General features: G+C 48.9%; 28 protein-coding genes. 19 read left to right on the top strand and 9 right to left on the bottom strand.

Features of this window, described 5'->3' with window-relative positions; all coding sequences use genetic code 11:
* Positions 1–86 precede the first annotated feature (86 nt).
* Together M662_RS05610 and M662_RS05615 are read left to right on the top strand one after the other, a co-directional pair.
* Positions 87–1625: a fatty acid--CoA ligase family protein gene (locus M662_RS05610; RefSeq protein WP_026578344.1), complete on the top strand. Its 1539-nt coding sequence runs from the start codon at positions 87–89 to the stop codon at positions 1623–1625.
* Positions 1626–1949: 324 nt separating this feature from the next.
* Positions 1950–2882: a hypothetical protein gene (locus M662_RS05615; RefSeq protein ID WP_051348947.1), complete on the top strand. Its 933-nt coding sequence runs from the start codon at positions 1950–1952 to the stop codon at positions 2880–2882.
* Between the two features lie 330 nt (positions 2883–3212).
* On the opposite strand, the gene M662_RS05620 is transcribed toward M662_RS05615, so the two are convergent.
* Positions 3213–3671, bottom strand: coding sequence for a DUF3939 domain-containing protein (locus tag M662_RS05620; protein ID WP_026578345.1), 459 nt, complete (start codon positions 3669–3671; stop codon positions 3213–3215).
* A 24-nt stretch (positions 3672–3695) separates the two neighbouring features.
* Here M662_RS05620 and M662_RS05625 point away from each other — a divergent pair, with 24 nt between their 5' ends.
* Positions 3696–3917, top strand: a complete 222-nt coding sequence (locus tag M662_RS05625; RefSeq protein ID WP_152522230.1) for a hypothetical protein — start codon at positions 3696–3698, stop codon at positions 3915–3917.
* A 123-nt stretch (positions 3918–4040) separates the two neighbouring features.
* Complete coding sequence (locus M662_RS05630) at positions 4041–4544, top strand: competence protein ComK (RefSeq protein ID WP_152413409.1); 504 nt, start codon at positions 4041–4043, stop codon at positions 4542–4544.
* On the opposite strand, the gene M662_RS05635 is transcribed toward M662_RS05630, so the two are convergent.
* Entirely contained in the window at positions 4489–4881 is a 393-nt protein-coding gene (locus M662_RS05635; RefSeq protein WP_008638839.1) for a YhjD family protein, read from the bottom strand. The two genes, M662_RS05630 and M662_RS05635, sit on opposite strands and share 56 nt — an antisense overlap.
* Before the next feature lie 204 nt (positions 4882–5085).
* Here M662_RS05635 and M662_RS05640 point away from each other — a divergent pair, with 204 nt between their 5' ends.
* The 5 genes from M662_RS05640 (at position 5086) to M662_RS05660 (ending at position 13946) form a co-directional block, all read left to right on the top strand.
* Complete coding sequence (locus tag M662_RS05640) at positions 5086–5727, top strand: TVP38/TMEM64 family protein (protein WP_008638837.1); 642 nt, start codon at positions 5086–5088, stop codon at positions 5725–5727.
* Positions 5728–5788: 61 nt separating this feature from the next.
* Positions 5789–6325 carry a signal peptidase I gene (gene lepB / locus M662_RS05645; protein ID WP_008638835.1) on the top strand — a complete coding sequence of 179 codons (537 nt, stop codon included), beginning with the start codon at positions 5789–5791 and terminating at the stop codon, positions 6323–6325.
* A 132-nt stretch (positions 6326–6457) separates the two neighbouring features.
* A complete protein-coding gene (addB, locus tag M662_RS05650) occupies positions 6458–9955 on the top strand; it encodes a helicase-exonuclease AddAB subunit AddB (protein ID WP_026578347.1) in 3498 nt (1165 codons plus the stop codon).
* 3 nt (positions 9956–9958) lie between these two features.
* Positions 9959–13675 carry a helicase-exonuclease AddAB subunit AddA gene (gene addA / locus M662_RS05655; protein WP_026578348.1) on the top strand — a complete coding sequence of 1239 codons (3717 nt, stop codon included), beginning with the start codon at positions 9959–9961 and terminating at the stop codon, positions 13673–13675.
* Positions 13659–13946: an HNH endonuclease gene (locus tag M662_RS05660; RefSeq protein ID WP_008638821.1), complete on the top strand. Its 288-nt coding sequence runs from the start codon at positions 13659–13661 to the stop codon at positions 13944–13946. Before addA ends, M662_RS05660 begins: the two co-directional genes overlap by 17 nt.
* A gap of 99 nt (positions 13947–14045) precedes the next feature.
* Here the strand turns inward: M662_RS05660 and M662_RS05665 are convergent, their stop codons facing one another.
* From M662_RS05665 to M662_RS05690, 6 genes are all read right to left on the bottom strand, one after another.
* Entirely contained in the window at positions 14046–14264 is a 219-nt protein-coding gene (locus M662_RS05665) for a spore germination protein (RefSeq protein ID WP_008638817.1), read from the bottom strand.
* A gap of 63 nt (positions 14265–14327) precedes the next feature.
* Positions 14328–14696 (bottom strand): spore germination protein GerPE, encoded by a 369-nt coding sequence (locus M662_RS05670; protein WP_008638816.1) that lies wholly within the window; start codon positions 14694–14696, stop codon positions 14328–14330.
* The gene (locus tag M662_RS05675) at positions 14689–14892 is read right to left on the bottom strand and encodes a hypothetical protein (RefSeq protein ID WP_008638815.1); all 204 of its coding nucleotides are present in this window, start codon (positions 14890–14892) and stop codon (positions 14689–14691) included. Before M662_RS05675 ends, M662_RS05670 begins: the two co-directional genes overlap by 8 nt.
* Complete coding sequence (gene gerPC, locus M662_RS05680; protein WP_008638814.1) at positions 14889–15443, bottom strand: spore germination protein GerPC; 555 nt, start codon at positions 15441–15443, stop codon at positions 14889–14891. The genes M662_RS05675 and gerPC overlap by 4 nt, the downstream gene beginning before the upstream one ends.
* Before the next feature lie 44 nt (positions 15444–15487).
* A complete protein-coding gene (locus M662_RS05685) occupies positions 15488–15715 on the bottom strand; it encodes a spore germination protein GerPB (protein ID WP_008638813.1) in 228 nt (75 codons plus the stop codon).
* Positions 15716–15726: 11 nt separating this feature from the next.
* Positions 15727–15948 carry a spore germination protein gene (locus tag M662_RS05690; RefSeq protein ID WP_008638811.1) on the bottom strand — a complete coding sequence of 74 codons (222 nt, stop codon included), beginning with the start codon at positions 15946–15948 and terminating at the stop codon, positions 15727–15729.
* 87 nt (positions 15949–16035) lie between these two features.
* On the opposite strand from M662_RS05690, the gene M662_RS05695 reads away from it, so the two are divergent.
* From M662_RS05695 to M662_RS05705, 3 genes are read left to right on the top strand one after another with little or no spacing between them, the layout of a single operon-like run.
* Positions 16036–17226, top strand: a complete 1191-nt coding sequence (locus M662_RS05695; protein ID WP_026578349.1) for a DUF418 domain-containing protein — start codon at positions 16036–16038, stop codon at positions 17224–17226.
* 18 nt (positions 17227–17244) lie between these two features.
* Complete coding sequence (locus M662_RS05700) at positions 17245–18447, top strand: DUF2157 domain-containing protein (protein ID WP_008638807.1); 1203 nt, start codon at positions 17245–17247, stop codon at positions 18445–18447.
* Entirely contained in the window at positions 18440–18940 is a 501-nt protein-coding gene (locus M662_RS05705) for a GDYXXLXY domain-containing protein (RefSeq protein WP_026578350.1), read from the top strand. The genes M662_RS05700 and M662_RS05705 overlap by 8 nt, the downstream gene beginning before the upstream one ends.
* Positions 18941–19128: 188 nt before the next feature.
* Here the strand turns inward: M662_RS05705 and M662_RS05710 are convergent, their stop codons facing one another.
* Complete coding sequence (locus M662_RS05710) at positions 19129–20325, bottom strand: ornithine--oxo-acid transaminase (RefSeq protein ID WP_008638805.1); 1197 nt, start codon at positions 20323–20325, stop codon at positions 19129–19131.
* 218 nt (positions 20326–20543) lie between these two features.
* Here M662_RS05710 and M662_RS05715 point away from each other — a divergent pair, with 218 nt between their 5' ends.
* The 7 genes from M662_RS05715 to M662_RS05745 all read left to right on the top strand — a co-directional run bounded on the left by M662_RS05715 (position 20544) and on the right by M662_RS05745 (position 26069).
* The gene (locus M662_RS05715; protein WP_008638804.1) at positions 20544–20903 is read left to right on the top strand and encodes a YisL family protein; all 360 of its coding nucleotides are present in this window, start codon (positions 20544–20546) and stop codon (positions 20901–20903) included.
* 277 nt (positions 20904–21180) lie between these two features.
* Positions 21181–23022 carry an asparagine synthase (glutamine-hydrolyzing) gene (gene asnB, locus M662_RS05720; RefSeq protein ID WP_026578351.1) on the top strand — a complete coding sequence of 614 codons (1842 nt, stop codon included), beginning with the start codon at positions 21181–21183 and terminating at the stop codon, positions 23020–23022.
* Between the two features lie 103 nt (positions 23023–23125).
* The gene (locus tag M662_RS05725) at positions 23126–24508 is read left to right on the top strand and encodes an alpha-amylase family glycosyl hydrolase (protein ID WP_026578352.1); all 1383 of its coding nucleotides are present in this window, start codon (positions 23126–23128) and stop codon (positions 24506–24508) included.
* A 113-nt stretch (positions 24509–24621) separates the two neighbouring features.
* Positions 24622–24864: a spore germination protein gene (locus M662_RS05730; protein ID WP_026578353.1), complete on the top strand. Its 243-nt coding sequence runs from the start codon at positions 24622–24624 to the stop codon at positions 24862–24864.
* 20 nt (positions 24865–24884) lie between these two features.
* Positions 24885–25127: a spore germination protein gene (locus M662_RS05735; protein WP_026578354.1), complete on the top strand. Its 243-nt coding sequence runs from the start codon at positions 24885–24887 to the stop codon at positions 25125–25127.
* A gap of 30 nt (positions 25128–25157) precedes the next feature.
* On the top strand, positions 25158–25610 hold the full coding sequence (locus tag M662_RS05740) for an Hsp20/alpha crystallin family protein (RefSeq protein ID WP_236096556.1): 453 nt from the start codon (positions 25158–25160) through the stop codon (positions 25608–25610).
* 42 nt (positions 25611–25652) lie between these two features.
* Positions 25653–26069 carry a hypothetical protein gene (locus M662_RS05745; protein WP_026578356.1) on the top strand — a complete coding sequence of 139 codons (417 nt, stop codon included), beginning with the start codon at positions 25653–25655 and terminating at the stop codon, positions 26067–26069.
* Positions 26070–26096: the final 27 nt, after the last annotated feature.

Below are 26096 nucleotides of genomic sequence, written 5' to 3' on the forward strand. Positions count from 1 at the left end.
AAGTTGCTAAATAATTGTCAGTATTTTATAATTATATAGAAAATTAATAAATTGAATGATTATTCATTCATTGAGGAGGAGCATGCATGAACTTAAGCGAACAGCTGTCGCTTACCGCCGGCAGACAGCCCGAGAGCGATGCTTACATATTTCAGGGCAAACGGGTCAGTTACCAGGAGTTTGATTCGTCGGTTACGAAATTTGCTGGTGCGTTGTCGCAGCTTGGATATGGAAGCGGGGATCATATCGCGCTTGTGAGTGGGAATAGTCCTCTGTTTATGATCGGTCTTTACGGTTCCCTTCGTGCAGGAGCGACGGTCATCCCGATCAATCCGACTTATACCGTGGATGAAATGAGCTATATTTTAAAGAATGGCGATGTGAAGGCTGTCATTACGATGGACATCCTCCTTGAGCAGTTTGAGTATATGGATGAGTCCCTGGATATCCTTCATTACTTCGCTGCGGACACAGGGTCCGGGATCGATCATTCCGCTTCTTCGCTTTCGGAAAAAATGAAATCGTTTACAAGTGTAGTCGCAGGAGGAGACCCTTTGTTTGAAGGACCGCCTTTAAACGAAGAGGATGTGGGCGTCATTCTTTACACATCCGGTACGACCGGAAAACCGAAGGGAGCGATGCTCACCCATCGGAACCTGTATTCCAACGCCACAGACGTGGCAGATTACTTAGCGATCAACGCGGAGGACCGTGTCATAGCGACACTTCCCATGTTCCACGTGTTCTGTTTGACGGTCAGCTTGAATGCCCCTTTGATGAATGGTGGAACGGTGCTCGTCGTTCCTAAATTCTCTCCACAGGAAGTTTTTTCCGTCGCAGAGGAGCATCAGGCTACCGTATTCGCCGGAGTTCCGACGATGTACAATTATCTGCTCCAAACCGGTGCAGGGCAGGAGCCGACATTCCGCCATATGCGTCTGTGTATCTCCGGGGGGTCTTCTATGCCTGTTTCTCTGCTTCAATCTTTTGAAGAGCGGTTTGAGGTGCGTATTTCTGAGGGGTACGGGCTCTCCGAAGCGTCTCCTGTAACCGCATTCAATCCGCTGGACCGTCCAAGGAAGCCCGGTTCGATCGGTATGAATATAAAGAATGTTGTTAATAAAATCGTGGATGAGCTCGGGGAAGAGGTCGACACGGGAGAGGTTGGAGAACTCGTTGTCCAAGGTCCCAACGTCATGAAAGGGTATTATAAGCTTCCGGAAGAGACGGCTGTCACAATCCGCGATGGCTGGCTTTATACGGGAGACATGGCCCGGATGGACGAGGATGGTTATATTTATATCGTCGATCGGAAAAAGGATATGATCATTGTCGGCGGGTACAATGTGTACCCGAGGGAAGTGGAAGAAGTTCTTTACCACCATGAAGATATAACAGAAGCAGCAGTTGTCGGTGCACCCGATCCGGAGCAGGGAGAGACGGTGATCAGTTTTGTCGTTTCAAAGAACCCACTGCTTACGGAGGATCTGCTGAAAAACTACTGCAAGGAAAAACTGGCCAAATACAAACGTCCTTCGAGAATCGAGTTCATGAAAGAGCTGCCGAAGAATACGACAGGTAAAATCCTTCGCAGGAATCTTCGCGAACAACTCACCAATTCCTGACCGGTGTGGACGGCTTTCATCTAAATACAGTTCTTCAACAAAAGGACGTTTTCTAAGAAAGCGTCTTTTTGGTTGGCTGTTTTTATGGAGAGGAGCAGCGGGATCCGGAAAAAGGACACTTTCCACGTGGGCGGCCGATGAGTCTCCATCGCGTCGCGCTTCCAGGGGCTCACCTGTTGCGCTGATCCTGCTGGAGTCTGCCCGCTTCCCCTCCACCTTCTGGAGGAATTGGCCTTCCGTGATTATTTTGTATGACATAAAATGGGAACCAAAAGCTTTCATCCCTCGTAAAAGGTAGAAGAGATAAAAAGGAAGGTGACTGGAATGGCAGAATTACATGATTTGCTGATGGATGCAAAGAAGAAGATGTACGAAAAAGATCAGCTGGAGCGTAAAAGGGAGAAACGAATCGCAGAAGCGGAGGTGCTTCGGCTTAAGGAGGAGGCACTCCGGCATAAGCTGCAAGAAGAGGAGGAAGACGTAGAGAAACTCGAGAAGATGAGTCTAATGAACCTCTTCGTTACCGTGAGTGGAAGAAAGCTGGAACGGATGGAGAAAGAAAAGCGTGAGGTTGTCGAAGCGCGTCTTAAGTGGAGGGAGGTAAAACAGGCGGTTAAAGAGATTCAGCGGGAGATTTCCGGGATGGAAGCCTCCATCTCTGCACTTGGAAATCCTGAGAGGGAGTACGATCGCTGTTATAAGGAGAAAAAAGCAGATTTGATTAAAAAAGGCAGTCAAAAAGGAAGAAAAATAATAGAGCTTGGAAACCAGCGTTCTTTCCTTCAAGCAGAACTTGTGGAAATAGAGGAAGCTGTAACGGCAGGAAAGCAGGCGGGTTCGGCGTTGGACGAAGCAGCAGCTTCTCTGTCATCAGCAGAGAACTGGGGCGTACTCGATATGGTTGGCGGCGGTTTTTGGACAACCGCCGTCAAACATTCCGAACTGGATGATGCGGATCGCTACATCCGAACAGCGCAACAATATTTGCGGACATTCGCAAATGAGCTTGACGATCTACACGACCATTATGAAGTGAAATTGGAAGTTTCCAGCGGATGGGCTGCAGCTGACTACTTCTTTGACAGTCTGGTCGTTGATTGGTTCGTCCAAAATAAAATTCAAGCATCCCAGAAAGAAGTAGAAGATTTACGAAGCAGGACGTATGCAGCTGTTGCAGAACTAGAATCTCTCCATCAGCAATACGAACAGCAGGAAGCGGAATTGAAACGCGAACAGGACCAGGTCATCGGTGCCTGAGGGCGGATAGGTAAGTGGGTATTCGGTTGTAATTTATTTGAAAATTCGCAATGGGTTTGCGGAATACCGCAACTTTTTTTCGGTGATATAGGAGAAAGAATATATTACAATAGAATCAGATAAGCGCTGATGCTTATTTATCTCAACTATTTATGATTGGTTGTCATAAATAGGTCAGTAACTTGCTTACTGATGAGTGCAGCGTTGAAAAAGTGCTTTCCTCTCAAAAGAACTTTTTCAAACAATTTATTCCCTCACTCAAAAGTTAACCAGTCGTCTCTTTTTGCCAATGCTCACGTGAGCATTGGTCTTTTTTTTTATCCAGATCATTCATCCCCCCGGTTTTTGATAGGTGATCATATATTCCTCTTTTGTCAGATAGAAATCCCTTTCCGGACGATACGGTAACAGGCCGAGTCTCTCCAGCTTATAATAACTTATCCGTTTATATGGATCTCCATCGATGATGGGAAGCTCCTGTGTCTGCTTCATATAGAGATCCAGGGCATGCTGGACCATGTCAATGTCATGAGCCAGGTCCTTATCCTGCTCCTCGAACAGTTGATATGTTTCGCGTGACATGTAAAACGTGTCTTTAGGGACAGCGTGCAGGTAAGGGAAGAGCAGCTCATAATCCAGTGTTAAATCATCCTGGATGAGCACGCTGAGCGGCACTTCTTTCGGTTTCGCGTCGGCATAGGAATGGACGGCTTTCCTGATATCATGAATGGATAGGTCTTTTTGTTCCGGCTCTTTTCCGCCGGTCTGTTTCTTTTTGCGGTTCCACATAATAAATCCTCCTTGGATTTGGTTTTGGAGCGGATCGATTTGGAAAAGGCGGCGATGGATGGCGCAGTTAGCGAAATAGAGGGGATGATCATGTTGGAAAATGACAGACAGAAAGAAAAACAAAAGCTTCAGCCGGAGCTTGAATTCTTCACCTTACTTAACCCCGGCTTCGGTCAGGAGGCCCGTTCTTCAGAAGAAGAAGGAAAAGCAAATGGAAAGATCAATAGTTGTAGTATAACAGAGTGAAAAAAACATTTTTCGAGAAAGTTTAGACTTTTCGGACTATTTTTGGTAAATTGAAGAAGATAAGCGGTCAGTTCGACCTATGTGGATGGACGACCGCAACTTGAATGGAAAGGATTGAATTGGATGACGTATATTCGAATGGAAGATTATGAAATCAATTCCCACACGATGGCGCTGCTTGCAAAAGAAAACGAGGATGGACAAGTCTACACGGAAGTGCTCGAGCTTGGAGACAGGTTTGATATGACCAAGTGCCCGAGCGATATCGTTGATGATTCCTGTCGATATTTTGCAAGCAGCCTGGAAGGACGTCTGGCCGGGACAAAGCAGGTGACCAATTACACGCATAAACCCCCGATTGTGGTTTCCGAAGCCATGAGCATTTACTTCTTCCCTATTATTTCCCCAAAACGCAAGGATTGCACCTGGATTGCCCACAAATATGTCCTCACCTACGTTTCTGAACCCGACCATACGATTACGGTCCATTTTACAAATGGAGAATCCGTGAATCTGCCTGTATCTTATGGGATGTTTGCCAATCAGATTCAGCGCGCCGCCCATCTGCAGGTTATCCTGCAGGACCGGTTCCGCCAGGCTGACCGGATTGCTGAGACCTTCTCATAAGTTCAAATAGGATATTCTCGACCTTTTTCCTTATAGCCGGGTTGAAGTAGTTTCGTTTCTCTTCATACCCGTGGGCAAGGAACAGGAAGGAAGTGAAGGAATCATTACGTCCGGATTCCACGACCTGCAAATTCCGCTGGTCCATCTGCTTTCTCAATTCCTTCCGCTCTTTCCGTGCTTCCACCTCCATCTTTCCAAGCATCTCCATGTAAGGCTCTTTGATTTTGAATTTCCCCTGCTCCACATGTTTTCTGTCCTGCCGGATCACGGTGATCGCCATAGATAGAAATAAGTAGCGGGATGCGAGATCCAGTTCTTGTTGTTTCAAATACCTCATTCCATTCCCCTCCGAAAAGCGAACGTTTGTTCTTGTTTGTATTATACCACGCTGGACCTGTAATTATGCAAGCGGGTTTTTGGGAGAGGGATAAAATGGAATTACAAGGGCGGGGAATACGTTGAGTTCTGGCGGAGAGCGGTCTTTTTGGTTAAAATAGAAAATAAAGACTGCATCGAAGGCAGGTACATAAGGAGCTGCAACATGAATAGTGTGACGGGAAAGATCGATCAGTGGCGCAACCTTGCTGAGAACGATCAATTATTCGATTATATCATCAGGCAGCTGGAAGGGTTGGAGAAGTTCGGTCCGGTGCCGGGGATCTTATTTCCACTGCTGGAGGCATTTTTGCCTTTTCTTCCGCTGGTTGCATTTGTATTGGCTAATTCGGTGGTGTACGGGTTGTTCAAGGGATTCCTGTACTCTTGGCTTGGTGCTGTTCTTGGATCTATAGGGGTCTTCCTCATTTTCAGACGGCTAGGGGACAAGCGTGTTTTTCAAAAGATCACGAACCAGAAACAGGTCAGGAAGGTCGTTCGATGGGTAGAGGAGCACGGGTTCGGTCCGTTGTTTCTTCTCATGTGTTTTCCATTCTCACCATCCTCGATCATCAATATTGTGTCGGGACTGTCAAACGTCAGTAAGCAGCAATTCATACTCGCTGTTCTGCTGGGGAAATCCGTGATGATCTTTACCATATCCTATATTGGTGCAAGCATTGCCTCGTTTGCGCAGAATCCTATGAAATCGATTGTCGTAGGTGTATGTATCCTTCTCTTCTGGATCCTGGGGAAATACCTCGAGAAGAGAATCCAGAAGAAGATGGACGAAAAAACATACCGCTGAGGTTATTTTCATTCTCGTAAGGGTAGAATGTTTGTAGTATAACTACCTGGAGGATCAGAGGATGAGAAAATACCGCAGAGCTATCCGGATCGTACTTCTCGCACTGGTACTGGCCTTCGTCTTCCGAAACTATTTGTTCGCAAGCTACATCGTAGACGGGGAATCAATGGAACCGACGCTCTATGACGGCAATCTGTTGATGGTGAATAAAGTAGTCTACGACTGGAGTGATGTAGGCAGACAGCAGGTCATTGTATTTCACGCGAATGCCGAAGAAGATTATGTGAAGCGTGTGATTGGTGTTGCCGGAGATGAGGTTGCTGTCAGGGATGATCAACTGTACATTAACGGAAAGAGAATGGATGAAGGGTATCTCGATCCACTGCGTCCACATGACGGAATGCCGTTTACGGAGGACTTCACGCTTGAAGAAGTGACGGGGGAAAAGAAGGTGCCGGATGGTCACATATTTGTGATGGGAGACAATCGGCGCGACAGCTTGGACAGCCGTTACTTCGGTTTTGTTCCAGTAAGGCAGGTGGTCGGAAAGGTCGATGTCCGTTACTGGCCTTTCAATCAGCTGGGAGTGCAATTTTGACAGGCTTCAAGGGACTGCCTTTATCGGCGGTTCCTTTTTTTGTGTCGTGGATGAGCGCTCCAGGCCTCATACATGCCGGGGAAATGATAAAATGAGACATAACATATAAAAAACAAAAAGGGGAGAAATCGGATGGGAATACGTTTTTTGCTCGGACGTTCAGGAGCAGGGAAGAGCAGCCGCTGTCTTGCGGAAATCGAAGAGAAATTAAAAAAAGACCCGACCGGACGGGCGATCGTGTACATCGTCCCGGAGCAGATGACGTTCCAGCAGGAATACGGACTGTTAAAACGGGAGGGAGTGGAAGGATCGATACGTGCCCAAGTGTTCAGCTTCTCCCGTCTGGCTTGGCGCGTTCTTCAGGAAACAGGCGGCGGCACGAAGAAATTCATCACCTCGACCGGGGTCCAGATGATGCTGCGGAAAATCGTCGAAGAGCGGACATCGGATTGGCGGGTGTTTCAGAAAGCGGTGGAAAAACAGGGGTTCATTGAACAGCTCGAAACGATGATCACGGAATTCAAACGCTACCGGATCATGCCCGGAGACTTGCAGAATCAAATGGAAGCTCTGGACCAATTTGTCCATCGTACGAGCCAGGAGCAGGGCCTTCGCGACAAACTGGAGGACCTGACATATATTTATGATCGTCTTGTTGATGCACTCCGTGATACGTACATAGACAGTGAAGATCAGTTGGAGCTGCTTGCCTCCAAAGTTCCGGGCGCTTCGTTCTTGGATGAGGCGGATGTGTACATCGATGGGTTCCACAGCTTCACGCCTCAGGAGTACGGAGTAATTGCTGCTCTCTTAGATAAAGTGAAGACCGTCCACGTCACCCTCACGACAGAGCTTCCGGAGGACGAGCAGAATCCTGAGCTCGATCTTTTCCACGAAACGAAGCAGACGTACTTAGATTTGAAAGCTCTCGCAGAAGAAACGGGGGCAAAGGTGGAAGGTGTGGAAATCCTAGATCATAAAGTCGGAAGGATGAAGGAACAGCCGGCCTTTCTTCATTTAGAAGAGTTTTACGATAAGCGTCCGGCACACGCCTTCGAGGGAGAAGTGTCGATCAAGCTTGCAGAAGCGGTCCATCCCCGTGCGGAGGTGGAGGGTGTGGCCCAGGAGATCCTTCACCTCGTTCGCGACCAAGGTTACCGCTACAAAGATATCGCCATCCTCATGCGGGAGCCGGAGGTATATCACAGCGTTATTGAAACGCTGTTTGATGACTATGAAATCCCGGTCTTCATCGACGAGAAACGAACGATGCTCAATCACCCGATGATGGAATTCATTCGCTCGGGCCTCGATGTCGTAGAAGGGAATTTCCGCTATGATGCGGTCTTCCGGCTTCTTAAAACAGGTTTCATCCCGGCGACGGACCGGAAATATCCGCTTTCGGAAGATGCCATTGATGAGCTGGAGAACTATGTGCTGGAATACGGGATCCGTTCCAGGACGCAGTGGTTTTCCGATAACCCATGGGTGTACCAGCGGTTCCGTGGTTTTGAGCAAACGTCTCAGACGGATGAAGAAAAGGAGAAGCAGGCGCGCATCAACGCCTACCGTGAACAAGTCCGTTCCGGTCTTCAGGAATTCGATGAGAGTCTGCGGGCGGCGGAGACAATCGAAGAGCGCGCCCGGGCGATTTATTTATGGCTGGAAAGGACCGGAGTGCCGGCACGTCTTGAGAAATGGCGCGATTTCTATGATGAATCCGGGGAACTGGAGAGAGGCCGCGAGCAGGGACAGGTGTGGGATGCTTTTTTGCAATTGCTCGATGAAATGGTGGAAATGGCAGGAGAGGAGAAAATGTCTCTTCAGGTCTTCCGCAGTACAATGGAAAGCGGACTGGAGTCGTTGAACTTCGCTCATGTCCCGCCGAGTATGGATCATGTCATCGTAGGTAGTGTGGACCGGTCAAGGATGACAGGTATCAAAGCCGCTTTCCTGCTTGGTGTGACCGATGGTATGTGGCCGATGAAGCCGCCGAGCGATGGGATGATATCTGAAGAGGAACGCTCCTTGCTGGCTGGATTCGGACTGAAGCTCGCAGACGGCAGCAATCGCCAGCTCCTTGATGATCGTTTTTATGTGTATTTGGCATTGACGATGGCACGAGACAAGCTGTGGATCAGCTATCCGTTAAGCAATGAAGAAGGGAAGTCGAAAGTTCCCGCCACGCTCATACAACGTATGGAAGAACTGTTTCCATCCTGCCGGGAGCATGTCCTTCTTCAGGACCCGGATGATTTGTATGATGCGACCCGCTTCATCACAAATCCGGCCAAGACCCGGTCTGCGCTCACCTCGCAGTTCTCCCGCTATTTAAAGGGATATGTCATGCAGCCTGTCTGGTGGGATGTGCTCCATTGGTATATGGAAAACGAACCGGCACATGGTCTGACAAACAGAGTGCTGCAGAGCTTGTTCTATAAAAATAAACCGGTCGATTTGGCCAAGGAGACGACGAAGCAGTTATTCGAGAAGACGGTGAAGACGAGTGTGTCCCGTCTGGAGACCTATCACCGTTGTTCCTACCAATACTTCGCCCAGCATAGTCTTCAGTTGGACGAACGGCGCACCTATAAACTGGATGCGCCGGATATCGGTCAATTGTTTCATGAGGCGCTGAAACAGATCACAGAGTGGGTGCAGTCGGAGGGGCGCGACTTTGCCCAATTGAACCGCACGGAAACAGACCAGTATGCTGCCCAGGCGACCCAACAGCTTGCTCCGATTCTGCAAAATCAGATTCTGCGCAGCTCGAACCGCTATCAGTATATTCAGAAGAAGCTGGAGCAGGTCATCGCCCGCGCGGCATTTGTGCTCAGCGAGCAGGCGAGAAAAAGCAACTTCTCTCCGGTCGGTTTAGAACTCGGGTTTGGTACCGGTGGAGATGCCAAGCTTCCGCCGCTTAACTTCCAGCTTCCGAACGGTTTCGACTTGATGCTGAGAGGACGGATCGACAGGGTCGATAAAGCCCTCTCGGAAGAAGACCTTTATTTACGCATTATCGACTATAAATCAAGCAGCAAAGGACTGAACCTCGTCGATGTTTTCTATGGGTTGTCTCTGCAGATGCTGGCTTATCTGGACGTTGTATTGACGAATGCGGAGAACTGGCTCGGCATGCAGGCGACGCCTGCCGGAGTGCTTTATTTCCACGTTCATAACCCGATGATCACAGGCAAACAGCTGCTGCAGGATGAGAAAATCGAAGAAGAGATTTTCAAGAAGTTTAAGATGCAGGGTCTTCTGCTTGAAAATGAACGGGTCGTCCAGATGATGGATACGGGACTTGAGAAAGGCTACAGCCAGATCGTACCTGCTGCGTTGAAGGCGAACGGCGGATTCTATAAGAGTTCGCAGACGGCGGACGCCGAACGATTCGAGCAGTTGAAGAACTATATTCGGGGATTAATGGTGGAAGCAGGAACGAAGATTACCGACGGCAGAGTCGACCTTGATCCTTTCCAGAAAAATCAACAGGTCGCCTGTGAGTTCTGTTCCTACCGCTCCGTGTGTCAGTTCGATCCGTCGATGGAAGAACACCAGTACCGTAAACTTCAGGATATGAAGGATGATGATGTACTGGAGAGATTAAGGAAGAAAGGGGGGGGATGAGTGATGGTCAGCTGGACAAAAGAACAGGAACGTGCCATCTACACACACGGTTCGGATATCCTCGTCTCTGCGGCTGCAGGTTCAGGAAAGACGGCGGTACTCGTTGAGAGGATTATCCAGAAGCTCCTGCATGCAGAGCGTCCTGTCGATATTGACTCGCTCTTAGTCGTTACATTCACGAATGCGGCAGCGCAGGAAATGCGTAACAGGGTCGGGCAGGCGCTTGCGAAGGCGTTGGAGGCGAACCCCGGGTCCAATCATTTGAAAAAGCAACTCGCGCTGTTACAGAATGCATCGATTTCGACGCTTCACTCCTTTTGTATGGACGTCGTCCGCCGCTATGCTTATATGCTGGATCTTGATCCCGGATTCCGAATTGCGGATACAGTAGAAGCGGATATGATTCAACAGGAGGTGCTTGAGCAGCTGTTTGAAGAGTGGTATGGGAAAGAGGGAGAAGAACAGGACAAGTTCTTCGATATCGTCGAGCGTTTCTCCAGTGATCGAAGCGACTTGGACATGGAGACACTGATTCTGGATCTTTATACATTCGCGACCCAGAACCCCTGGCCGGAGGAATGGCTTGATGACATGGTCCGCATGTACGATGTAAAGAATGTAGAATCCGAAGCGGATCTGCCTTGGCTTGAACTGTTGAAACAGGAAGTCGTCAGTCAGCTGAAAGCGATGGAGGAAGAAGCCCTTCTTCTGGTGGAGTTGACGAGGGAGCCGGATGGGCCGTCCGCCTATGGAGAAACGGCAGATACAGATTTGGAGTTGATCCAGCACGCCAAAGGGGCGCTTGCCCATTCGTGGGAGGAGATGCAGCGCTTCATGAGCGGCCAAAAGTTCGCGGCGCTCTCCCGTAAAAAAATGGACTGCGACCCTGCCAAGAAGGAAAAGGCGAAAAAGGTGCGGGACCGCTATAAGAAACGATGGAATGACCTGCGGGATGAGTGGTTTTCCCGGACGCTCGCCAGCTATTTGAAAGATATGCAGGCTCTCTATCCTGTCATGGAACAGCTTGCTGTGATCGTAAAAGACTTTAAAGCAGGATACGAACAGAGGAAGAAGGAACAGGCGCTCGTGGACTTTTCGGATTTGGAGCATTACTGTCTCAACATTCTGCTTCATGAAGAGGCATCACCGGATCGTCTCGTCGCTTCCAGTGTAGCCGAAAGCTTCCAGCGCCAGTATACGGAAGTGCTGATTGATGAATATCAGGATACGAACCTCGTTCAGGAAACGCTGCTTCGCCTTCTTACGGAGGGGGACGAAGCGGGGCACTTGTTCATGGTCGGAGATGTCAAACAGAGCATTTACCGATTCCGGCATGCCGAACCGGCCTTATTCCTCAACAAATACAAAAAGTATGGAACGGAAGAGTCAGAAGGAGAGCGAATTGATCTTGCACGTAACTTCCGAAGCAGGAAGGAGGTGCTGGATGCGACGAACTACATCTTCCGGCAGGTATTGGATGAGGAAGTCGGGGAAATGGAGTATGAGAAGGATGCCGAACTTATTTACAGTAACGCCATTTATGACGAACTGACAGCCGACGATGCCGATGCTGAGCTTTTCCTGATTGACCGCGAATCCCAGGAAGGAGATGGCGTGGAGGATGAGGGGTACAAAGATTTGGAGAAGGCTCAACTGGAAGCCCGTGCCTATGGAAAGATGATTCGGAAATGGCTCGGTTATGACGGAGATGAACCGCTTCAAGTCGTTGATAAGGAATCAGGAACGAAGCGGCCGATCCAATACAGGGATATTGTCATTCTAATGCGTTCGATGACGTGGGCACCGACCATTGTTGACGAGTTGAAGCAGCAGGGAATCCCTATTTATGCAGAATTATCAACAGGCTATTTTGAGGCCATTGAAATAAAAGTGATGCTCAGCCTTTTGAAAGTTATCGATAACCCGATGCAGGATATTCCGCTCGCCTCCGTCCTGAAGTCGCCGCTTGTCGGACTGAATGAAGACGACCTTGCCCGGATCAGGCTTGCGAAGAAGCGCAGTACGTACTATGAAGCTTTGAAAGCCTATGTGGAAAAAGATGAGCTCGGTCGGAAAATTGATGCGTTTATGACCCAGCTGAAGCGTTTCCGGGAACAAGCGCGTCAAGGAGCCTTGTCCGAATTAATTTGGGCAGTTTTCCGGGAAACCGGATACTATGATTTTGTCGGAGGAATCCCGGGAGGTCGTCAGCGTCAGGCGAACCTCCGTGCTCTTTATGACCGGGCAAGAAGTTATGAGACGACGTCCTTCCGTGGATTGTTCCGATTTCTGCGGTTTATTGAGCGGATGGAAGAGCGGGGCGACGATCTGGGTGCAGCCAAGGCACTCGGGGAGCAGGAGGATGTCGTCCGCATCATGACGATTCACAAAAGTAAAGGGCTGGAATTTCCTGTCGTCATTCTTGGAGCAATGGATAAGCAGTTCAACATGATGGACCTTAAGAACCGCTATCTGCTTCACAAGGATTACGGATTTGGATCCCGCTATATCGATCCGGCTAAGCGGATCATGTATCCGACGCTTGCTTATCATGCGTTGAAGGAGGCGAAGCGCAGGGAGCTCCTCGCAGAGGAGATGCGTGTCCTGTACGTTGCGCTGACAAGGGCAAAAGAGAAGCTTGTCATGGTCGGTAACGTCGCCTCTTTTGAGAAAAAACAGACGAAATGGCAGGAATTTACGGAGGTGAAAGGCTGGACGCTTCCTCCGCATGAACGTTTGGCTGCGAAATCCTATTTGGACTGGGTAGGGCCGGCCCTTATCCGGCACGATGCTGCAGATGAGCTGCGCGGGGAAGTCGGCGTATCGACAGCGGATGAGATCCGCTATGATAATTCCCAGTGGCGTGTACAAATTGCACACGGAAGTGAATTCTCCGAGCTTGATGAGGTGAAGGAGCAGAGGGATGAAGTACTCAAGAAAGCGGTGGAGGAGTGGCAGCCGGTTGCCATGGAAGAGAGTGGCGACAACCTTACTGAACGGTTGAATTTCGTCTATCCTCATGAAAAAGCCGCTTATACAAGGGCGAAGCAGACGGTAACGGAAATCAAACGGCAGCGGGAAACGTTGGACGAATATTCGAGCGACCAGCTGCTCGTCCCCTATCGTCCACCGATTGTAAAACGCCCGCGCTTCATGCAGGAAGAACAAACGCTGACGGCTGCAGAACGCGGAACAGCGATGCACGCGGTGATGCAGCACCTCCCGCTGACAAAGGTATGGACACCGCTTCAGGTGGAGGAATATACAGAAAAATTGGTCGACAAAGAAATTCTTCGCAGGGAAGAGGCGGAAGCGGTCGACTTCGCCGCGATTGCTGATTTCTTTCAAACGGATGTCGGTGCGTTTCTTCTCCAGGCGGAAAGCGTAGAACGGGAGGTGCCGTTCAGTTTGACTTTACCTGCAGGAGAGGTTTACAAAGAATGGGACGCAGGTGCAGAGGAACAGGTATTTATCCAGGGGGTCATCGATGCGATTGTCCCTTACAAAGATGGTTGGATGATCCTCGACTATAAATCAGACAAGCTACCGGACGATCCGCTCGCTGCCGAAAAACAGATGGCCGATCGTTACCGGACGCAGCTGGGATTATATCGTACCGCTTTGGAGAAAATATGGAAGCAGAAAGTACACAAAGCTTGTCTTTACTTCTTTGACAAATCGCTTGTCGTGGAGGTCGATGCTGATGGAGGAGACCTGTGATTTGTGCGGCCGCTCTCCGGTGAAGACAACGGAACACCATCTGGTCCCGAAACAATATGGAGGCACAGATGGTCCGACGGTCATGCTGTGCAGTGCCTGTCACCGTCAAATTCATGCCCATTTCACTAATGAGGAACTGGCAGGCTTCTATCATTCGTTGGAGAGGCTGAAGGATCATCCGGATATGCAGAAATATATCCGCTGGGTGCAGAAGCAGGATCCGGAGAAAAGAATCACCACAAGAAAATCCAACCGACGGAGGCGGAAGTAGACGACATTACCTCTATGCGGAAAAGGAAAAGCCAGGGCGTTTCGCCCTGGCTTTTCCTGGTAGAAGGGCGAGCGCTGCTCGCTCTCGTGTGGGTCGCTTCTACGCGTTGGCTGTAATATTCTGGTCGTTAACGTCCGGGTCAAATGGGTTCGTAGAGCTCAGACCGTTGTTCGTAATGATCCAGTTTCCGGTATTCAGTGCTCCGGAACCGGAATTCGTTTTGGAACTGCTTTTCGGAGACAGATAAAACGAATCTCCAAAGTTGACTACGCCTCCGCCGACGCTGTTGATGCTGATGGGACCGACGATAGCCGGCATCGCAATCGCCTCCTTCGTGGTGCGATTCCTGCGTTATATATCTACAATATGCAGGGTGGGCTGTTAACGTTCGTCTAACAGAATACGGAAATGCTTTGTATAGTTGACGGCATCTATGTGGTCGATCCCTCCAATCTGGACGACAGCGGAAGTAGATGCACCCGTAATTCGGACGTTATCCACTTGAATCGACCCCGCGGGGTAGAAGTAGGAATCGACGGCCACAGGGCTGAGGGGGGGAGTGGAGGACCTGGAGAATATTAAAAAATCTTCAAAACGAAAAGGATCGGATTCAAATCTGGCGCCCTCTTTTTGAACGGCAAGCACCTTGGAGAAGGGAGCAGATCGATAGACGTCCCCAATGTCGAATACAGAACCGATGGCGAGGGACTGCAATTCTACATGGTCTGCATACACCATTCTCTTAACCATTCGGTTCCATCTCTACGTTGGAGTCTTCCAGTACCTCTTCGAATGGACCGATAATCAGCGATTCTGGTGGTGTATCGAAGAAAGACTGGAGGCGGATCGTTTTGTTATCCCCGATCAGAAAGACGGAAGATGCCGAGACACCTGTCACATGGATGTTCCCGACATGCAGGCCGTAGTTGTGCACAACATGGTTCACGGTTTATCATCCCCTTCAAGTGTTTGGAAATATTGAGCCATAGACTCCTGAATTTCTGTTTTGATCTGGTGATAGATCGTCTCTGCAGGAAGCTGTGGATTGTGGCTGCGATAGCTTTCCAGCCGTCTAGGCAGCTGTTTCTTTATATCTGTGATCATTCGTTCCTTATGGTCTTCCCGGATAGGGACGTTGTGATCGCATATATATTGGTCCATCCATGGCGGAACATCGGAAGCCATATAATTCTGCAGGGCATGAAGTACTTGCTCATCCGATTGAAGCGCCTGGTGTTGTGGATTGCTGTAAAGGTCGCCGATATCAGAAAGGTCGGACCCGTTTGGCGTCAGGCCGATCTGGAGAGTGCCTTCCAACGTCTCGATTTTCAATTGGTCGAAGTGGTATTCGATTTTTTCAATGACGGTTTTCGGTGGGGGATCCGTGTCTTTCATTTGTTCCACCTGTTTCTGGAGTTGTTCGATCACCTTCTGCTGTTGTTCCATCTGCTGCATCATCTGCTGGACCCACGCCTGCCATGATTGATAAGGATTCATATGCGTTCACCCCCTGTCTCATATGTATGAGAAAAAGGGACGTACTATGTTATGGAAAATGGAACCAGCGACCCTGCAGCTGTTTCTGGAATGACGACTTCTCCCTCGACCGGCTGGGCTTCCTGGGCGGGACCGGTGAACTTCCCGGAGTTATAAAGGTCGGCCTTCGCCTGAATAACGCCGGAGCTTCCTATCTGGACGACCGAGGAGTTCGAGACAGAGCCGATTCTTAATATATGGATATAGATCGATTGATGGACGGTAAGGTTCATGGAATCCCCCCCTATGCGTTGTTAAAGATCGGCTGATCGATCACTTCCGAGTCGTTGATATACGTATTGGCGCTGTTCAAATCGATGCGGATCCCGTCACCGGTGTTGAACGAACCGCCGCCGGCAAATGTTTTAGCCATGGCTTGAGGAGCCATGTTGTACACATCGCCGATGTTGAAAATACTGGATGACGAAATGGATATGACTTTGACGGCACCTACTTTAGCTGGCATATGAAAAAACTCCTTTCCACATATTATGAAACGTCGTTGTCTAAATGACGTAATAAAAGTAAAATAATCTTCATAGGGGGAATACATATGAAAACGACCGCTTCACCTTTACATGACACCGAACGTCTGGATTGGGTCGATGCGGCCAGAGGTCTTGCCATTTTCGGTATCTTCATGGTCAATGTACCTGCATTCAATGCTCCATACTTCCTGTATGGAGGCGAAGCAGTTTATTGGTCTTCGACGCTCAGCCATTCGGTACAGACGTTCATCGATATCTTCTTTCAAGCAAGCTTCTACACATTGTTTTCCTTTCTGTTCGGCTTTGGCATGCAGATGATGAAGGACCGATTGGAGTCGAGAAGGCTCGCCTATCGTTCTGTCCTTTTCCGCCGTCTGGTCGTCTTGATCTGCTTTGGGATGATTCATGCCTTCCTTATTTGGCACGGAGATATCCTTCTTTCTTACGGGGTACTCGGCATGGCGCTTCTCTTCTTTTTCCGTGTGGAAGCCCGGACGCTGCTCCACTGGGCATTTGGAATGCTGTCCTTCCTCGTTATTCCGCTCACATTCAGCCTCTACACCGTAAGGGATCAAATCCAGGGTATCGTTAATCAAGAAGCGATCGTGGAAGCAAAAATGAATTATGGGTCTGGTTCCTTTCCGGACATATGGCGGCAGAACTGGAGCGATTGGGCGTATGCTAATCAATGGGGAAATATTCCTTTTCTCGCTCTCAGTTTAATTCCGATGTTTCTCTTCGGCATGTATGTCTGCAGAAAGCGCTTCCTGCATGAGCCTCTGGACCACATGGCTTCCATTATTCGTTTATGGGTGGCGACGGGAGTGATCTTCTTTTTGTTCAAGGCGGTACCGCATTTCTTTGGTAACCCGGAATGGTTCCACCTTGCGCAGGACAGTATCGGCGGCTCGGCATCTGCCATTTTTTATATTTTATCTATTACACTACTGTTCCGGACGGAGTTTGGTGCGAAAATAGCAAGGCCGCTGACTTGGGTGGGGAGGATGTCCCTGTCCAACTATATCCTCCAATCGCTCCTCAGTTTCGTGCTTTTTTATTCCGTAGGCTTCGGTCTGTACGGGACCGTTCCGCCGTTTGGGAGCGCTCTGATCGTCGTGGCTTTCTTCATCATCCAAATCTTTCTCAGCAGGGCGTGGATGAAGAAGTTTCGTTACGGACCTTTGGAGTGGGTATGGAGAACAGGGACGTACGGAAAGAAACAGCCGTTGAAGCGGAAAGGTTCCGCAACTTCATAGGAGAAGGGGGCGTTAGGGATGAACCGGGAACAGCTTAATAAAGAAAGTAAGAAATGGGTGGAGCAGTCCATTATCACAGAAAGTCAACGGGAACAACTAATGGGGCTTTATCCGAAAAAGCAGAGTAAACCGATACTTGTCCTTTTTGCAGCCATTTTCATCGGACTCGGCTTCTTGACATTCGTGGCCTCCAATTGGTCTTACTTGACGAATATCGGCAGGATGGCCATTTTAATCGTTTCGCTGCTCGGTTTTTATGTGGCGGGTGAGCAGGTTTATCATAAAAGATCGAAGCAGATCGGAACGTCATTGATCATTGTCGCTGTCATGATTTTCGGTGCCAGCTTGTTCTTAATCGGGCAAATGTATCATTACAGCTCCTATAGTGCTCTTCCGTTCTTTCTTTGGGGTCTTGCCGCTTTCAGTTTATATGTTTTATTCAAAGAGGTGCCGTTTTACTATACGACGCTCGTCATCCTCTCTGTGGGGCAGTTATACAGCGGTCTCTTCCATCAGGACTATCATTTATGGATCGGGGTCCTCTTCCTTTTCGGCATAGGATGGGCTGTGTACCAGGAGCAGGGGGAGAGAAGTCAGGCAGCATTCGGTATCGGGTTTGTCATCCAGTCGATCGTCCTCGTATTCAGTGAAGGCATTCCATACTACTGGCTGCTTGCACTGTTCTTGTTCCTGTATGTAGCGGATGACTTTCTCATCCGTAAAGGAGCGAAGCATCTACTGAAGACCGTAAGTATTCTGGCTGTATTTATTATTCTTGTTTTTCAGGCTTTCTTCCTTGGAAACGTGTACGTTGGGGAACTAACGGAGTCTTCCCTTTATTTTTTCTTGGTATGGGCGGTGCTGTTCGTCTTTGCAGTGGTGCGATCGGCTGTCAGCTCCACTAACTATTACTGGATTGATTTGCTGCTTTTCGTTCCTGTCTTCCGCTTTATGTTTGGTGATTTCCTGTCCCTTGGACTGCTGTTCATCTATGCACTGCTCTGGCTCATCTCAGGCTACAGGCAGGAAGTGTCCAGATGGGTGAATAAAGGTACGGCGGCTTTCCTGATTGCGACACTTGTTGCTTATTTTCAACTGGCATGGAATTTTCTCGACCGCTCCTTGTTCTTCTTCCTGGGAGGATTACTTTTATTTGCTCTCAGCTTCTTCCTTGAGAAGAAGCGGCGGACGATTTATAGAGGAGGGGTAGAGCATGACTAAGCGGAAGTGGTATTACGCGTTGGTCCTTCTACAGGTGCTCTTCCTTGCAACGATGTCCGCTTCCTACTATGCGATGGACATATGGGGGAAAGAAATTACCCTGCGAACCGAGCCGATCGATCCCCGGGATCCTTTTTACGGTGATTACATACGACTCGAATACGAAGTAGAGACAATTCCTGAGGATCGTTGGAAAGTGGAAGAAGAGTTGAAGGAGGGAGAGCGGGTTTTCCTGATTTTACGAGATTCGGGAGAGGGTATTTATGAGCTGGATCGAGCGACTACGATGTGGCCTGAAACGGAAAAAGCAGTCGTACTTCAAGCGAAATACGAGAGGTATGACAGCGGTTCTTCGAACTATCATGTCGACATCGGGTTAAGCCGATATCATGTTCAAGAGAATACCGGTCTTTTATTGGAACGACGGGAAACGTTATTTGTCGACATCGTTCTAGCTCCCTGGAAGCAGAAGAAGATTTCTGAAGTGAAATAAAGTGGGAATTGTTCAAGGGAGAGAGAAGAGGGGTGCTTTGCAGGGGATGGACAGGAAGATTCCTGATCGCCGGGCTCTTCCTGGGTCTCACCTGTAATCGTTTCTTTAACTTATGGATCGTATTCCTTGCCTTAACGGTTCTTGACAATGAAAAGAGACAGCTCTGTATCAGAGCTGTCTCTTTTTTATCAGGATAAGACGGATTTGATCTGTTCAATCGCCCAGTCCAGATCTTTTTTGTCGATAATGAGCGGAGGGGCGAAGCGGATGACGTTCTCATGTGTTTCTTTGCAAAGCAGCCCTTTTTCTTTCAACTGTTCACAATACTTTCGGGCCGGCTCAGTCAGTTCAACTCCGATGAATAACCCTTTTCCGCGAACTTCTTTGATCTTCGGATTAGCGATTGATTTCAATTCCTTCATCATATAGGTGCCGAGTTCCAGGGAACGATCTGCGAGTTTCTCTTCTTCCAATACTTCCAGAGAAGCGACAGACACCGCACAAGCGAGTGGGTTCCCTCCGAATGTCGAACCGTGCGAGCCTGGGTTGAATACACCGAGGACATCTTTGTCAGCGACAACGCAGGAAATCGGGAAGACTCCTCCACCAAGTGCTTTACCGAGAATCAGCATATCCGGTGTGACATCCTCCCAGTCGCAGGCGAACGTCTTGCCGCTCCGTCCAAGACCTGCCTGGATTTCATCGGCAATGTAAAGGACGTTCGCTTCTTGGCAGATGTCGTACGCTTCTTTTAGGAATCCTTCCGGAGGAATGACGATACCGGCTTCCCCTTGAATCGGTTCAAAGAGGAAGGCAGCGGTATTTTCGGTGATCGCTTCTTTTAAAGCTTCCGCATCTCCGTAAGGAATCAGTTTGATTCCAGGAAGCATCGGACCGAAACCACGCTTGTATTCTTCTTCAGATGAGAGAGAAACGGCGCTCATCGTCCGGCCGTGGAAGTTACCGGTACAAGCGATAATCTCCGCCTTGTTATCGGGTACGTTCTTCACTTCGTAAGCCCATCGGCGTGCCGCTTTAATCGCTGTTTCCACCGCTTCTGCACCTGTGTTCATCGGCAGGGCCATCTCTTTGTTCGTCAATTTGCAGATCTTCTCGTACCACGGCCCGAGCTGATCATTATGAAAAGCACGTGAAGTGAGCGTCACACGTCCGGCCTGGTCATTCAAGGCCTGGATGATTTTCGGGTGACGGTGTCCCTGGTTCACGGCTGAGTAAGCGCTTAACATATCCATGTAACGATTTCCTTCAGGATCTTCCACCCATACGCCTTCGGCTCTTGCGATGACAATCGGAAGCGGGTGATAATTCTTCGCTCCGTATTCCTGGGTTTGATCAATAATGTGACGACTACTGATTACAGACATGCTATCCCTCCAAATTCATTTGAATCTTCCATCATTATAACAGGTTTCCTTTCTGTTTTCTTACTATTGGAAAGGTTTCGTCAAATAGTCCTGTGAAAGGGTGCGGGATGCACGAAATGGAGGGGAGTGTAATTGGGAAAGGAACACTTTTTGATAGGATATATCGAAACAATCGTGGTATCATAGCAATAGATACTTATGCAAAGGAGGAGAAGAACATGGCTCACTTACATATCACTTCATGGGTACTCGCACTCGTGCTGATCATCCTTGTTGTTTCATTCACGAAGAGCGGAAAAGCGAAAGCGGCGAAGATCTCCCATATGATCCTTCGGTTGGATTACCTGCTCATTCTATATTCCGGTGGATCGCTGTTCGCCAGCTACTCCGTTTACGGGGCGCTCGTTATCATTAAAGTACTTGCAGGTTTATGGGCAATTACGGCGATGGAAATGGCGTGTGTGAAGACGACGAAGGGCAAACCTGCCGGCATCTGGTGGGGACAGCTTGTCCTTGCGGTCATTCTGGCAATCATTCTCGGATTCGGCTATTTGCCGATGGGAATTCTGCCGGCATAAAAAAATAACGCTGCCTGCTTATTTGCAGGCAGCGTTTTATTTTTTATAAAAAGGGGGCAAAACTATTTGTCTGATGTTCTCCGTTACTTGGGGGATAACGGGATCACTTGATACTTATAATGATAATCATTCTCAATTGTGTTGTCAATAGTTTTATGACGTTTATTTCTGCCGGCAGAGCAGGCTGCCTTCCGCATAACAGGTAAGACGTGTTCATAGAATGAGTTGTGATGCTTTTTTATATGGAACGCATGTTATGAAAAGGATGGTGGATCAGATGTGCGGCATTGTCGGATGGGTGGATCTAGCACATAAAACCGATGGTAAAACAGCGATATTGGAAGATATGGCGAAAACACTGGAGCACCGTGGACCGGATGATTATCAGAAATGGATAGAGGGTCCGGCTGCCTTCGGACACCAGCGTTTGATCGTCGTCGATCCTCAAGGTGGAAAACAGCCGATGATCCGGAAGGCAAGGGGCGAAGAGTTCGTTCTCTGCTATAATGGAGAGCTTTATAATACCGAGGACGTCCGGGGGGAACTGAAAGCGTGCGGGTGGAGTTTTTCATCCCATTCGGATACGGAGGTCGTTCTCGTCAGTTACATGGAGTGGGGACCTGATTGTGTCGATCGTTTGAACGGCATTTTTGCTTTCAGTGTGTGGGAGCGGCAAAGACAGCGGCTTTTTCTCGCGCGCGACCGTCTCGGTGTTAAACCGTTGTTCTATAGTGACAGAGGTAACGGCGTTTTGTTCGCTTCGGAAATGAAGGCCATTCTTGCGCATCCCGACGTCCGCCCGACGGTCGATCGAAACGGCCTACATGAAATTCTATCCCTTGGACCGTCCCGTACACCTGGGGAAGGGATATTTACAGAGATTCAGGAAATCCGCCCCGGTCATAGTGCCGTATGGGAAAAAGGCAGATTCACGACCAGTCGGTATTGGAACGTGAAAAGTGAACCGCATGAAGACACGTTCGAACAGACGGTAGAGCGGGTGCGGGAATTATTCATGGATGCGTCCAAACGTCAGCTCATCTCAGACGTGAAGCTTGGAACCTTCCTGTCCGGCGGGGTTGACTCCAGCGCCATTACAGCGGTGGCAGCAGAACAATACAAGCAGGAACGGCGCGGGGCTTTGCAGACATTCTCGATTGATTATAAAGACCAGGATAAATTCTTCAAGAAGAACGCTTTTCAGCCGGACCGGGATGAAGCCTTCATCAATATGGTCCGTGACAGGCACGGCACCGATCACCTTGTAATGGAAGCGAAAACAGAGGATTTGGTGGGGCGCTTGAAACGGGCCGTTGAGTTGAGAGATTTACCTGGGATGGCCGATGTCGATTCTTCTCTCCTTTGGTTTTGTGAGGAAATTAAGAACCATGTGACGGTGGCGCTGTCTGGGGAATGTGCGGATGAAATCTTTGGCGGTTATCCTTGGTTCTATCGGAAAGAAGATAAAGAGCGGAACGGTTTTCCGTGGATCCGGTCACTGGATGAACGCGTCTCTCTCGTTCGCAGCGATCTTAAAGGTGATATTGATATTGAATGGTATATGCTCAAACGATATAAGGAAACCGTTGCGGAAACGCCGGTTCTTGCAGGCGAATCGGAAGGTGCCCGCAAACATAGAGAGATGTCCTATTTAAATATGAATTGGTTCATGCAGACGCTGCTTGAACGGAAAGACCGGATGAGTATGGGGGCGAGTCTTGAAGTACGGGTTCCGTTCAGCGATCACCGCTTGGTGGAATACGTTTGGAATGTACCATGGAGCATGAAGTTTTATAAGAATCAGGAGAAAGGATTGCTGCGTGAAGCGCTGAGAGGTATTCTCCCGGATGAGGTTTTGTTCCGGAAGAAGAATCCGTATCCGAAGACCTTCCACCCGGATTACACGAAAGCAGTATGCCGATGGATGGACGATGTCCTGAGTGACCAGGGTGCTCCTCTCTTCAACATATTCGACAGGGAAGAAGTACGTAAATTGAAGGAGTCGGAAGGGAAATCCATTGATACACCGTGGTTCGGGCAATTGATGACCGGTCCTCAGCTGATCGCGCACTTATGTCAAATCGATCATTGGCTCCGGACCTACAAGGTTCAACTGTAAGCCGCTGTCTCAAGCGGCTTTTTTGTTTTTTGAAAAGATTGTCAGAATAAATTGACCTTTACGACTGCGACCGCTAACCTAAAAAGAGGAAGGAGGCGTCCGGATGAAAAGGATGATCATCGCTTTTCTACTGATCCCGCTGTTTTTTGGCAGCGCTTTAACAGTACAGGCAGAAGAGAAGTGGCAGCAGGAAAGTATCTATTATATCGTGGTGGACCGTTTCATGAACGGATCGACAGCGAATGACGGGGAGTTGGACCTGGAGGACCCTTCCGCCTATCACGGGGGAGACTTGTCCGGGGTAAGAGACCAGTTGGACTACATAAAAGAACTAGGCTTTACGACTATTCAGCTATCTCCGATCATGTCTAGCGAATCGGACGGGTTTCATGGCTTCGGAGTAACGGACTATGAGACGGTGGAAGAGCACTTCGGTACGATGGAAGACGCGCGAAAGCTGGTTGCAGAAGCCCATGAAAAAGGAATGAAGGTCATCTTTGACATGCCGTACGGTTTTGTAGGTAACGCTCACCCGTGGCTCGAAGACCAACGTAAATCCAGCTGGTTTCTGGAGGAAACGCTGGAAGGCGACTCCTGGTTCGACGGACTCCCGAAGCTTGATACTTCCAATCCGGAGGTAGCAGATTATTATAGCGAGGTATGGAAGAAATGGGAAGAAGAAACCGATGTTGACGGTTTTCGCTTGATTACTTCCGGGGGAGCTGCTCCTCAAAATGACCTCCTGGTATTCTCAGAAACTTACGATGAAGAGAAGGAAGAACAGCAAACGCTCCGAGATGTTTTCCAAGCGGCGGGAGCATCGCTTGAGCCGCTGGCGCTTGGAGAGGGAGAACAGATTTGGGAACTGGATGACTTCCTCGGGTCACGTTTTACGCATGAAGCGGTGGAAGAGGGACAGAATCCGGTTACCCGGCTCCAGCTTGCCTGGACGTACCTCTATACGATTCCTGGCACGCCGCGCTTTTATTACGGTTCCGAGATCCCTTTGGATGATGGCGGGGATCCGTCTGAAATACCCATGATGAATTTTAAAGCAGGAGAGGAAGCCCTCAGTCAGCGGATTGAAAAGCTCCATTCCATGAGGGAGGAATTCCCTGCACTGACGAAGGGGAGCGTTCATGAGCTGTATAACGAAGAGGGGCTGCTTGTTTACGAAAGGTCCTATGAAGGAGAGCGGCTGATCATAGCCATCAATAATGCAGAAGCTACGAAGACGATGGAGCTGGATCACTTGGAAGGCGGTCTGCAGCTGAGCGGTCTGCTGGAGGACGGCATTATCCGGGAACAGCGGGACGGCGTCTACCGAATCGGCATGGAGAGGGAGACGGCGGACGTATTTGTGGTGGAAGCAGATAAAGGCTACAATTGGCTTTTCATCGGATTTGTCGGAGGAGTACTGCTTATCTTCGTACTCAGTGTCACGATGATAAGTATTAAAAATAGGAAGGATCAAACCGTGGAGTGAGTACTCCACGGTTTTTCATTTAGGAAGTCACTTCCGTCATTCCGTCTTCTTTTACACGCATAGCCCAAAGCTGCATATAGTGATAGTAACGGAGGGAACAGGAGGAGATAGCGATGCCGTCATTCATTAACATTTTCAACATTAAGATCAACAGTATAGCCAGTAACGGTTCCTTTAACATTGGTGATGCCTTTCATAATTCTCCAACGGCCAATACTAAATCCCAAGGACAGAACTCTTCATATGGGGATGTCTCCCCGACTTCATCCGGAATGGAGAACGTCTTTATAGACCCGGATATGAACGATATGGGGGAAGTTGCAAACCCGACCAATACCAATTCAGCTCAAGGATAACGAGGAAAGGATGCGAGGAAATGCCCTTTTTAATCAGTGTGTTTAATATAAAGACAAATGGTGTGACACAGAACGGTAATATCGATATCGGAGCGGTCGTCCATAACAGCCACACGGCGAATACGAAGCTGTATGGTGCAAACTTCTCCCTTGGAGATTGTTCGGTAACGAGTTCCTGCAACGCGAACGCTATCATAGACCCGGATGTAAGTGACCAAGATCAGAATGCCAACCCGTCTCTGCCTTTGACCAATCAACTGTAGAGATGAGAAAGGGGGAGGGCGCAAGTGGAAATGGATCGTTTAAAGGAATGGCTGGATGTCGCACAGCAATACCAGACCAGCACATTCTGGGGACACATATTCGAGAAGGCCAACTTGGATCAGGCAGAAGATCTTGTAAATATACAGAATAGAGGGGGCTCCTCCCCGTCTTCTTATCCGGCAGCGGATGTTTTTATGACAGACACTCATGTCATAATCTTTGTAGAAATGCCGGGGGTTAGGAAAGAAGATATCCAGTTATCCGGGAGCGGATCGAATTTGAGCATTAAAGGGCAGGTGAACCTGCCGATTGAAGGGGCCGTACCGGTGCAGCAGGAACGCGCCTTAGGGCCTTTTGAGAAAACGATCCCACTACCGGATACCATCGACAATAAACAGGTCAAGGCCACTTTCATAAACGGGCTTATGATGTTGAATTATCCAAGAAGTCCCGACACCCATAGAAATATCACCATCGAATGATCGCTTAGAAAGGATAGTTGGAGAGGAGGTGTATCCCTTTTTATGAATAATGGGAGTCTGTCATTAGAAGCTTTGAACAAAAGGATCTCCAAACTGGAAGCAGCCCAATCTAAACAAACTATACATACTCCAAAAACAGGAATGGGAAGCAGCAGGGGTATCAATCATAACGGCGTGCAGACGGAACATATTCTGAATGCATTAGATGAATACTTGACGAAGATCCTTTCCACTTATGAGCAGGAAATCGATCGATTGATGAAGCGTGTGGAGGATATGGAAAAGGAAATGGCTGCTTTGAATTCCGGGGGACGCGCCAATCCATCCTCTGTCTTTTTCATAGATCAATTGACCTGTGAGAAGTTGGAAACGAACAATCATATCGCCCAATTGGGTATCAATCAGCTCAAAGGTCGATTGGATATCGGGAGTACAAGAGAACAGCCGGAAACCAAGTGATATTACTTGATTTCCGGCTGTTGTTTT

The organism is Bacillus sp. SB49 (genome assembly GCF_000469135.2).
Lineage (GTDB): Bacteria > Bacillota > Bacilli > Bacillales > Halobacillaceae > Halobacillus.